Raw genomic sequence first — 10,638 nt, 5'->3', positions numbered from 1 at the left:
GTTTCTCCAGCGCCAACTGGAATCATATAGGAATCATCCGGGAGAGAATTCCAGCGTAGTTCCGGGACGCGCTGAGAGTGGCGCGAGAGGGCCGGAAAGGGCACGAATCGGTCATGTTGCCTTCAGGTCGCGATTTCGGCGACGCCATTGTGATGTGTGTATGCGGCCCATAAAAAGCCGGAGATGCTCACAAAAGTACGCATCCCGACCTTATATGACTTCAATGATTGGATGAAACAGGTGACAACAAAGGGTGTGCCGACGGGTTTGGCCGTCGCGTTGGGTAAGTCAGCCTTATGTCCAAAGCCGATCTGAACCTCTTACACGCCCTGGATATTCTAATCGAAGTCCAGAGTGTGACGCTCGCCGCCGAACGTCTGGAGACAAGCCCGCCTTCGGTCAGTCGCTTGTTGGCCCGAGCCCGTGACATGCTGGACGACCAGATTCTGGTGCGGGCTGGACGTGGGCTGGTCGCGACGGAACGCGCCAAGGAACTTCAGGCGGGCATCCGTCATCTGCTTGCTGAGGCGGATACCCTGCTGAATGCTCATGCGGCGTTCGATCCCGGCGGGCTTGAGCGTCGTTTCACGATCCGGGCTAATGACGGTTTCACCGGGGCGTTCGCCTCCGGTCTATACAATATTCTTGCTGATCAGGCCCCCCGCGCGACCCTGCGTTTCGCCCAGGAACATGAGTTCGATGATGAGGCGCTTCGCGAAGGGCGGATCGATCTGGACATCGGCGCAAGCCGCGCAATGGGACCAGAAGTTCGGCTTCAAACCATTTTTCGCGATCATCATATCGCGCTTGCCCGTGACGATCACCCGATCTTCTCCAGGGATATTTCTCCCGAAACCTTCGCGGCCTTTCCGCATATCAGCGTCTCGCGCCGTGGTCGGTCCACGGGGCCGGTCGATGAGGCGCTTCAGAAACTCCGGCTGACGCGACATGTCCCGTTGATCGTGCCCTCGTTTCTGATCGCCCTTTCGGCACTGGCAGGTACGCAACTGATCGCACTGGTGCCACGGCATGTCCTGCCGGTCGTCCGCAACCTCGGCATGGCGCTACGCTGGTTCGATATTCCGCTGGAGCTTGAGAGCGTGGTGCTGGCGCAGGCATGGCATCCCCGCTTTGACGCCGATCCCGCCCATCGCTTTCTACGCCAATGTGTTCGGACGGTTTGCCAATCCTTTCCCGATGGATTTCATTTTATGAAATGACTCTTTGCCGCCTTTGTCATGTTTTCCCGGTCCCGCCACAGCCAGAACAGGGAGCAGAAACAGACAAGGTTATCTCCCGATGTTGGGAATAAAGAGAAAAGAGCGGCAGAAATTTTCAGTTACGGTCGAGAGTGTATCGGACATAACGCCTCACATGCGGCGTTTTCGCGTTACAGGGGATGCGCTACGCACACTTGAACTCGACGAACCCGCACAATGGATGAAGGTATTCATTCCTTGCGCAGGTGATCAGTCCCGCGTCGGACGGGCCTATACCGTCCGTAACTTCGATCCTTTTCACGGATGTATGGATCTGGATTTTGTGCTGCATGGCGACACGGGGCCTGCGTCGCGTTGGGCGGCGCATGCGTGGCCTGGCGAGCAAATCATCATCGCCGGACCAGGCAGGGGCTATCCGGTCGATCCAACAGTGCGGCACCACCTCCTGATCGGTGACGCGACCTCGCTGCCTGCTATCGCGGCAATTCTGGAGGCCCTGCCCGAAACGGCGGAAGCGATCGTTTTCGCGGAAGTGGCCACCCCCGAAGAAGAACAGCCGTTCATGTCTCGCGCGTCCGTTGAACGCACATGGCTGCATTCCGGCAAAGAGTGGCCCGGTACAACAGGCAGGCTGGAGCTTGCGGTCCAGAACGTCGCACTGCCACTTGACGACTGCTCGGTCTGGGTCGCGGGGGAATCCCTCATGGTGCGATCGCTGCGGAGTTGGTTTCTTGCCGACCAACGGCTGAGCCGCTCCCGGCTGCATGCGAAAGGTTACTGGAAACTCGGTGTCGCGGATCATCGCGACCGTGACTGATCAGATCGATATTCTCTCCGACAGAGATCCGAAAATGCTGAAAGCATCGCCATTTCGACGGCGGCTTCTTCTCATGCTGGGCACAGGACTGATTGCGTTATCAGGATGTGCGCCGGGTCGTGACGAGAAGGCTGCCCGAACACCCGATGATCTTTCGTCGCTCCACGTGGGGCGGGAGATTACGTCGGCGCAACATCGTGCCAGCCTACTCGCGGCATGGTGGTCTGTCTATGCCGATCCGCAACTTGACGCGCTCGTCGCTCAGGCCCAACAGGATGCGCCGCCCCTCCAGATCGCGCAGGCGCGCCTTCGCGAGGCGGAAGCGGTCGAGGGTGCGGCGAGGGCAAACCAACTGCCCCATGTCGATGGCTATGGCTGGATCGCGGGCGAGCAGTTTCCCGGTCATTCATATTATCCGGCCCCGTATAAGGGGAATTTCGGTAGCGAAGGCCAGTTTCAGCTCGACGTGCAATACCATGTCGATTTCTGGGGACGGTGGCGAAAGACGACCCGTGCGGCGGCATACTGGCAGATCGTCGCCGAGCAGGAAGCCGCCGATGCGCGGCTATTGATCGAGACGGCGGTCGTCAACGCCTATGTGCGGCTCGACGCGGCCTACAAGATGCAGGACGTGGCCAGAGCCGGGCTGTCGCGGCGTGAGGGCATCATTGCGATGCTGGCCTTGCGTGCAAAAGCCGGTCTTTCAACCGATATCGATGCCGTAGCGGCCCGTGAGGCCCTGACCGATACACGCAGCCAGATCGATCTTCTGGACGGTGAAATCAGCGCACGTCGTCACGAAATCGCCGCCCTGCTCGGCAAGACGCCTGCCTTCGCCGATGCGTTGAGCAGGCCACGCTTGCCGTCCATTGCCGATCCTGCGCCCCTGTCCTCTGTACCAGCCGTGTTGCTGGGTTACCGGCCGGACGTTTCCGCCAAGCGTGCTGCCGTCGAAGCGGCGGCCAACGCGGTTGGAGCCGCACGGGCCGCATTCTATCCCGACGTGGATCTCGTAGCGTTCGCCGGTTTCCGGGCACTCGATATCGGCCATATTTTCCGCCCCGGCAGTGTGGCGTCGCAGTTCGGACCTGCGGTCACACTCCCGATTTTCCAGGGCGGCCAGCTTCGTGCGGCGCTCAAGAACCGGCTTGGTGAATATGATGAGGCGGTCAGCGACTATAATGCGACCCTCTCTCGCGCATTGCAGCAGGTAGCGGACGGTATTGCCAACTTGAAGGCCGGACAGGCGGCTAAAGGTGAAGCTGATCGTGCTGTCAGCTATTGGACGCATGTCGTCGAACTCCAGAACCTACGCCAGAAAAACGGCATTTCCGACACGAACGATCGGCTGGACGCGGAAACCGCGCTGCTCCTGAGCAGGCGACGTGCCGTGGAGGCTGACGCGCGTATCGCCGTCGTCCAGATCACACTCATCCGCGCCCTTGGTGGCGCCTGGTCCCCGACTTTCACTTCTACCGCAGGGCAGACATTCCATGGCTGACACACAACCTCCGGCCGGGACCGACCCCGGCACGACACGCCGCAAGCGCCTCCTTGTCATCGGGAGCGCTCTTGCGCTCATCGGCATTGGGTGGGGAGCCTATAAATTTCTGTCCAACGATGCGTTGGTGTCCACCGACGATGCGTATGTCAACGGCCATGTGGTCGCGGTGACACCGCAGGTGGCCGGAACGGTGCGGGCCATCCTCGCCGACGATACCGATCGCATCCAGCCCGGGACGACTCTCGTCGCCCTTGATCCGAGTGACATGCGTATTCGGTTGGAAGCAGCGAACGCGGCGCTCGGGCAGGCCGTTCGGCATGTACATCAGCTATTCGCCGATGTTCAGGAAGCCCAGGCGGTCGTCGCTGTCCGTCAGACGGAACTGGATCGTGCGACCGCCGACCTCAGGGCACGGCGTATGATCGTAGGGCAAGGCGCGGTGACCGCCGAGGAAGCGCGCCATGCGGCCGATACTGTCAACACCGCCACCGCCGCGCTGAAGGCCGCGCGGGATCGCTATGCGGTCGCCCTGTCCCAGACCGCAGGAGTAACGCCCGCGACTCATCCTGATATTCTGGCCGCCCAGGCGCGGCTCCGTGCGGCTGCGCTGGATCTGGAGCGCGCCACGATCCGCGCGCCAGTCGGCGGCATGATCGCCCGGCGCGACGTACAACTTGGGCGCAGGGTGGCGGTCGGCGAGCGGCTGATGGCCATCGTGCCCTTCGACCAGTTCTGGATCGATGCCAATTTCAAGGAGGGTCAGCTTGCGCATGTCTGCGCCGGGCAGTCTGCGACGATGACAGCCGATATCTATGGAAGCGGTGTCACCTATCATGGCCGTGTTGCGGATGTGAACGCGGGCAGTGGCGCAGCCTTTGCTCTGCTTCCCGCGCAGAACGCGACGGGGAACTGGATCAAGGTGGTGCAGCGCGTGCCTGTTCGCATCGTTTTCGACCCGTCCGAGCTTGAACGTCATCCTCTGCGTATCGGTATGTCCACCGATGTCACGATCGATACGTCGCGTTGTGAGACGGGCAAGACGCCGCGAGAGCCTTCGGCGGCGGAAACCTCGCTCTACACGGCACAGAGCCACACGGCGGACGAGCAGGTCGCAGCGGCGATGAAAACAACGCTGGGGGACACGGAATGAGCCGCCCCGCACCCCAGCCGATCACGCCGCTATCCGGTGCGACACTGGCCTTCGCTGGGGTGACGATCGGGCTGGCTTCCTTCATGTCAGTCACGGATATCACCATAGCCAATGTGTCGGTGCCGACCATTTCCGGCAATCTCGGCGTCAGTTCCGAAATCGGCGAATGGACGATTACGTCCTTTGGAATCGCCAATGCGATCTTCATCCCCCTGACCGGCTGGCTTTCGCGTCGTTTCGGACAGGTGCGTCTCTTCGTCGGTGCGGTCGCGGCCTTTACCCTCGCCTCCGTTCTATGCGGTATGGCGCGGTCATTTCCGTTGCTGCTTGGTTTCCGCGTGCTTCAGGGCATGGTGTCCGGCCCGATCGTGCCGCTCAGTCAGGCATTGCTCGTCGCGGTCTTCCCGCCGCAGAAACGCACGCTCGCGGTCGCCATGTGGGCGATGACCAATATGGCCGGTCCTGTCGCGGGGCCGGTTCTCGGGGGCTGGATCACGGATACATACACATGGCCGTGGATCTTTCTGGTCAATGCGCCGGTGGGTGTTTTCGTGGTGATTGCGACCTCTTCGCTGCTGCGCGGGCGCGATACGCCTACTGTGAAGTTGCCGGTGGATGTGCGTGGACTATGCTTTCTGGCTCTGGCAGTCGGATGTTTGCAGGTAGCGCTTGATCGTGGTCGGATACTGGACTGGTTTTCGTCGCCGTTCATCTGCACGATGTCGATACTGTCCGTACTGGGCTTCATCTTTCTTGTCGTCTGGGAGTTGGGCGAAAAACACCCGATCGTCGATCTGCATTTCTTTGCCTATCGCAATTTCGCGGTGGGGACGGTCGCCGTTGCAGTCGGGTTCGGATTGTATTTCGCTGCCCTCGTGGTGCTGCCGCTCTGGCTTCAGGAAGATATGGGCTACAACGCCACCTGGGCCGGACTCGTGACCGCGCCGATGGGCGTATTCGGCATCCTGCTGGCTCCCTTTCTGGGAAGCTGGGTGCGTAAGGGGGATGCGCGGCTGTATGCGACCGTCGCCTTCATCGCCTGGGCGCTGGTTGCGTTGTGGCGATCGAACTTTACCACGGATATCGATGCGCGATCGATCGCTCTGACCTGTCTTGCCCAAGGCATCGGGATCGGCTTTTTCCTTACACCGCTGACGGCGCTTTCCCTGCTTGGTATTCCGCCCGAAAGGGTCGCGGCGGCTTCGGGCTTGCAGACGTCCGTGCGTATGACGTCGGGCAATCTTCTCGCATCACTGGCGCAGACGTTCTGGGATCGTCGGTCGCGCTATCATCAGGCGCACCTCGTCGAGACGCTGACGCCTTATCACGACCGGGCAACCGATGCTGTGTCTGCGCTTCGGGGCGGTGACCTGACGACAAATCAGGCGTGGGGCGCGATCTATCATAACGTGCTCGTGCAGGCCGATATGATCGCGATGAACGAATTTTACATGCTTTCGGCGGCGGCTTTCACGATCGCCATTGGCATCATCTGGATCGCTAAATCACCCCAAAAGCCGGGTTGAGACGGTGTTTTCCGGCAATCATCCGGGGTCCGCTTACAACATCCGCGATCTTCGTCGTGTGATTCTGGTCGCCGAATATCGCAGCATGCATCGCGCGGCGTTGCAGCTTGGACTGGATCAGACGACGCTGAGTCGGAGTGTGATAGCCGTGGAGCACGCGATGGGGATCAAGCTGTTCGACCGTTCTCGGACAGGCTCCCAAGTGACGCGGGATGGTGCGGAGTTCCTGAGTGTAGCGTCCGGCGTTCTGGTGGAGATGGACAGGGCGGTAATTCGATTGCGGCTGCGTCGCCGGGGTCGCATCGGAACATTGAGACTGGGCGTGCAGACGTCATTCGCGTCCGGCCCCGTCGCGGACATGCTTGATCGCTACGAAAAAGCGTATCCCGAGGTCGAGACGCAGATCACGGACGACACGCGAGAGGTGTTGCTGCGGGAGCTGGCGGCGACGCGACTGGATGCAGCGATCGTCCTGTCTCGTGACGGCGTATGGTCCAACTCCCGCGCTCTGCTGGGACATGAGCGTCTGATGGTCGCCATGGGGAAGTCTCATCCTTTGGCCTTCCGGACAAACCTGCCTTGGCCGGACCTATCGCCTTATGTGATCATGATTCCTCGTAAGGGCGCGGGAGCCGAAATCCTGCGTTTGGTGTCACAACATGGCACAGAGACCCAGCAGCTTGCTTTGCAGGACACCAGCATCGACCGGCTTTTGGCGATGTTGGCACGCCGGGAGCGGGTGTCGATCGTTACGGCCGGGGCGGTTGGCTTGGGCATGGAAGACATCGTGTTCCGCCCGCTCGTGTCGGACGGGGAGCCTGTGTTGGTCCGTCACATACTGTGCTGGCGCGGAGAGGATGAAGACCCCGTTGTCGGGCGTTTCGTGGAACTGGCACAGGATTACGACTGGGACGGTGGCTCGTCGGCTCTATCAGTGGGCCTCTGACGCGTGGCGGGAATATCGAGCGGGATGTCGTCGCGGAAAGACTTTCCCTGAGACAGACGCCGCCCGAGCGTGTCCAGAAACCGGGCGAAGCGTTCCTGCCCCAGCGCATTGGCGGCGGCCTGCGCCTCGGCGGGCAGGGGCGGCATCTGTCCCAGCCAGAAGCGGATGAACAAGGCGTGTGTTTCCAGCGCGATCATCAGGTCGCGCTCCTGACGCTGCATCTGGCGTGTCAGTCGGTCCAGCCGTCGCGTGAGGGCTGCTTCGGTTTTCTCGGCGCTGTCGGGGGATAGCAAGGATGCGACCGCCGCTTCCACCACGGCGGAGCGCGTCACCTTCCGTCGTGCTGCAAGATCGTCGATCTGCGAGATCATCGCGACGGGCAGGGAGACGTTCAGGCGGTCACGCATGGAAATTCTCCATGAAAAACCGTGATGTGACCGAAAGATTTTTTCCGGAACAAGACTGAAACTGCGTCGAGTGTACCCAGGCGAACGACAGCATGAAAAGAACGGGGGAATGGATCACATGCTGATCCCGAGATTGCGTTTGCGGTCATGTCGCCAGTCGACTCCCCCGTCATCACGGGCGACCCCATCGACATAGCGGTCGTGCTGCTTTTCCAGAGAGGGTGCCCACGGCACGAACTGGAAGCCCAGCCCGTTGTCGATCATGGCGAAGCGCCCCGAGGACAGGCTGAGACGTTTCACATACTGGCCGGTGACGAAGTGGCCGGGAATGCTGCGCTCATAGGTCAGCCCGGTCTGTTGCGCGAGTTTAGCGCCGACCTGATCCAGTTCCTGCTGCCGCAGCGTTGCCAGAAGATTTTTCTGATAGCGCACGGACCCATCCTGCTGGAACGACGCCAGCCCGCGATCCGCGAGGTGACGGGTGCGTTCCTGCATGGCCTGACGCACCTCCGCCCCGAAACCTGCGCGGGCGAGGTCCATGGGCTGGCGCTCCATAAGCCGGTGATCCAGCCAAGTTGCCCCCGGTGCTTTGACCTGGGCGGGAAGGTCCAGATCGGAGCGGGCCGATAATACGAGATAATCCCTGCCGCTCGTCTTGCCGGTCGCCGTTCGCACCTCAACGATGCCGCCATCGGGTGGTGCGTCGCGGAAGGCGTCCACACCGGGGAAGCGGACATGATGCAGACGCCCGTCCGTGGCGTCGATCACGGCATAGGCTTCCCCGGTCAGTTCGTTATGCAGACCGCGCTCCAGTAAGCGTCCTGTCAGGGCGACTGGCTGATCACGTCCGGAGATCATGTAATCGCCGGGAGACATCACCCGATCCCGGCTTCGTTCCGTCATGGCGCGGTGCATGGTTTTGATGATGTCGCCCCGCGCGCCCATCTCGCGCAGTGTGTCCTCCATGCCGGGGGCGAGCGACCATCTTCCCGATCCTTCCGGCGTGGCCAGCCCCATGCGTTCCAGTGTCTGGGCTCGCCCGGTCAGCAGCGCGCGATGTGCCACATTTTGCCCGACGCCGCGAGCGTCCCCTGCGTCGGGCCGTAGGTCCACGACGCCCAGATCATCAGCGTTGCGTTGCAACTCCGCGTCAAGCCGGCTCCAGCGTTCCGCCGTGACATCCCGGAGTAATGCGGCCTCGATTTCATGCTCGGCGCGCGGGCCAAGCTCCAGCGACACCAGATCCTCCGCCCGTGAGCGCAACCCGTGGCTGATATAGTCGCGGGCGATGACCAGATCAGCCCCGGCCTGGTCCACACCCCGCACGAGCAGATGCACATGCGGATTGTCGGTGTTCCAGTGCGACACGGCGGCCCAGTCCAGTCGCGTGCCAAGATCGGCTTCCATCTGCCGCACCAGATCGCGGGTAAAGCCGTCGAGATCCGCCATCTCCGGTGCATCCTCGGGAGAAATGATGAAGCGGAAATGATGCCGGTCGTCCTTGCTGCGTGCGGCGAAATCCCCGGTGTCCACCTCCTGACCATCCGGGCCAAACAGATGCGCTTTCTCGCCGTCGCGGGTGACGCCATCGCGGCGCAGATAGGCGAGATGATCGGCCAGCGATCCGGGACGCGCGCCGCGCCCGGTCTGTCGCACCACGCGGGCCTTGACGGTGACGCGGCGATGGGCGTCGAAGAGGCGGCTTCTGCCGAAGCGGGAATGGCCCCGCCCGAAGGTCGAGGGGCCGGAGCGCGGACTGCCGCCTTTCCCCTTTCCGGGGTTGCCGCTACCGCCTCCGCCCGCGCGTCGGGAGGCATGGAGAACCTGCGCCAGAAAGGTCCGGGGCCGGGCGCTGCTTCCCTTGCTTCGAATGCGGCCCGGACGGACGTGGAAATCCTCATCGCGGGCCATCAGAACCGCCCTGTGCAGGAAAACCCCGCAGGAAAGCAGCATACAATCCAAAACCCTGCACACGACCGACCCAGCCTGCACACAGGAAGACGAAGCGCGACCGCGCTTTGTCGCCCGACGTGGCAAGCGGTTTTATCTTGCCTTCCCTTTCCTTCATGTTTCCAGATCCCCTCAATTCCCGACGCACACCCGAAGCGCTCCCGATGAAACGGCAATTTTCCTCGCCTATGACGTAAAACCCTCGTCATGGTGCGCTCCTTTGCGAAACGGAGATGAACAGGCCATGAGGCGGGGCCATAAATCGCATCGCGTGATCAGAAACGGGCATCACTTCCGGTGCATCCCAGGCCGCATCTCGGGATGTAAACGGGCAGACGAAAAGCGGACTTCCGGATGGTGTATTATCGGGCAATTGGGAAACAGAATTCGTGCTTCTTCCCGTGTTGGAAATTACACTGCCGATTGACACTTCATGCAGCAGTCGGAGGACTCTCGTGACGTATTTTTTCGTCTCGTCGGGCAGCGTTTTCCCTGCGGTCAGAAACTGTTCATACCGTCCGGGACCGGCATTGTAGGCAGCCAGAAAACCCGCATCGCCGTAGCGGTCATGCAGGTACCGAAGATAGGCCGCACCCGCCGTAATGTTGTCGTGCGGATCATAGGGATCAGCCCCGAGATTCAGCGCCGCGCGCAGTTCCCGCCATGTGTCCGGCATGATCTGCATGAGGCCCATCGCGCCCTTGGGTGATACGGCTGAGGTATCACCCTGACTTTCGGCCTGCATCACGGCAGCAATCCATGCGGAAGGAATCTGCATCCGTGTCGCAGCCTCGGTGACATAGGCATCGAACGGCGCAGCGCTGGCCGTCTGCATAGGGAGGGCAAACCCAGTGCAGACCACCAGCAGACAGAGCGCTGTTTTAGCCCCACTCATGACGGCGTTCGGGGACGGTTCCAGACCAGATGGAACGTGTCGTGTTCGTCCCGGTCCGGCAGCAGCCGGGCACGCAGAGGACGGGCGAAAAGCGGGTCATCAATCATCACCGGGAGGGTTCGAAAAACCCTCTGGTTTTGAGGTCTGCTCTGTGATTCCATTTTCCTTGCGTTGATTGGAGTATGGATCGTGAAGCAGGCGGGATTTTTTGACGTTGAAGAGC

The 10,638-nt window shown here is 61.4% G+C and carries 10 protein-coding genes; 6 read left to right on the top strand and 4 right to left on the bottom strand.

The genetic code is table 11. The annotated features are described in order from the left end of the window. Positions 1-296 precede the first annotated feature (296 nt). The 6 genes from HLH48_RS21965 (at position 297) to HLH48_RS21940 (ending at position 7,163) form a co-directional block, all read left to right on the top strand. Positions 297-1,220, top strand: coding sequence for a LysR family transcriptional regulator (locus HLH48_RS21965; RefSeq protein ID WP_182999598.1), 924 nt, complete (start codon positions 297-299; stop codon positions 1,218-1,220). A gap of 79 nt (positions 1,221-1,299) precedes the next feature. After that, on the top strand, positions 1,300-2,037 hold the full coding sequence (locus tag HLH48_RS21960) for a siderophore-interacting protein (protein WP_182999597.1): 738 nt from the start codon (positions 1,300-1,302) through the stop codon (positions 2,035-2,037). Further along, positions 2,030-3,538 carry an efflux transporter outer membrane subunit gene (locus HLH48_RS21955; protein WP_182999596.1) on the top strand — a complete coding sequence of 503 codons (1,509 nt, stop codon included), beginning with the start codon at positions 2,030-2,032 and terminating at the stop codon, positions 3,536-3,538. The genes HLH48_RS21960 and HLH48_RS21955 overlap by 8 nt, the downstream gene beginning before the upstream one ends. Continuing rightward, positions 3,531-4,691 (top strand): HlyD family secretion protein, encoded by a 1,161-nt coding sequence (locus HLH48_RS21950; RefSeq protein ID WP_182999595.1) that lies wholly within the window; start codon positions 3,531-3,533, stop codon positions 4,689-4,691. Before HLH48_RS21955 ends, HLH48_RS21950 begins: the two co-directional genes overlap by 8 nt. Beyond that, positions 4,688-6,217, top strand: a complete 1,530-nt coding sequence (locus HLH48_RS21945) for a DHA2 family efflux MFS transporter permease subunit (RefSeq protein WP_182999594.1) — start codon at positions 4,688-4,690, stop codon at positions 6,215-6,217. The genes HLH48_RS21950 and HLH48_RS21945 overlap by 4 nt, the downstream gene beginning before the upstream one ends. 4 nt (positions 6,218-6,221) lie before the next feature. Beyond that, positions 6,222-7,163, top strand: coding sequence for a LysR family transcriptional regulator (locus tag HLH48_RS21940; RefSeq protein WP_182999593.1), 942 nt, complete (start codon positions 6,222-6,224; stop codon positions 7,161-7,163). Here the strand turns inward: HLH48_RS21940 and HLH48_RS21935 are convergent. The 4 genes from HLH48_RS21935 to HLH48_RS23885 all read right to left on the bottom strand — a co-directional run bounded on the left by HLH48_RS21935 (position 7,118) and on the right by HLH48_RS23885 (position 10,522). Next, complete coding sequence (locus tag HLH48_RS21935) at positions 7,118-7,570, bottom strand: ribbon-helix-helix protein, CopG family (RefSeq protein WP_182999592.1); 453 nt, start codon at positions 7,568-7,570, stop codon at positions 7,118-7,120. The genes HLH48_RS21940 and HLH48_RS21935 overlap by 46 nt on opposite strands. 114 nt (positions 7,571-7,684) lie before the next feature. After that, positions 7,685-9,481, bottom strand: coding sequence for a relaxase/mobilization nuclease domain-containing protein (locus tag HLH48_RS21930; RefSeq protein ID WP_182999591.1), 1,797 nt, complete (start codon positions 9,479-9,481; stop codon positions 7,685-7,687). A gap of 244 nt (positions 9,482-9,725) precedes the next feature. Further along, the gene (locus HLH48_RS21925; RefSeq protein WP_246387690.1) at positions 9,726-10,355 is read right to left on the bottom strand and encodes a lytic transglycosylase domain-containing protein; all 630 of its coding nucleotides are present in this window, start codon (positions 10,353-10,355) and stop codon (positions 9,726-9,728) included. A 56-nt stretch (positions 10,356-10,411) separates the two neighbouring features. Beyond that, complete coding sequence (locus HLH48_RS23885; RefSeq protein ID WP_408871480.1) at positions 10,412-10,522, bottom strand: DUF736 family protein; 111 nt, start codon at positions 10,520-10,522, stop codon at positions 10,412-10,414. Positions 10,523-10,638: the final 116 nt, after the last annotated feature.

The organism is Gluconacetobacter sacchari (assembly GCF_014174255.1).
GTDB lineage: Bacteria > Pseudomonadota > Alphaproteobacteria > Acetobacterales > Acetobacteraceae > Gluconacetobacter > Gluconacetobacter sacchari.
The sequence above is the reverse complement of the archived record's forward strand: the minus strand, read 5'-3'. Positions and strand labels throughout refer to the sequence as shown.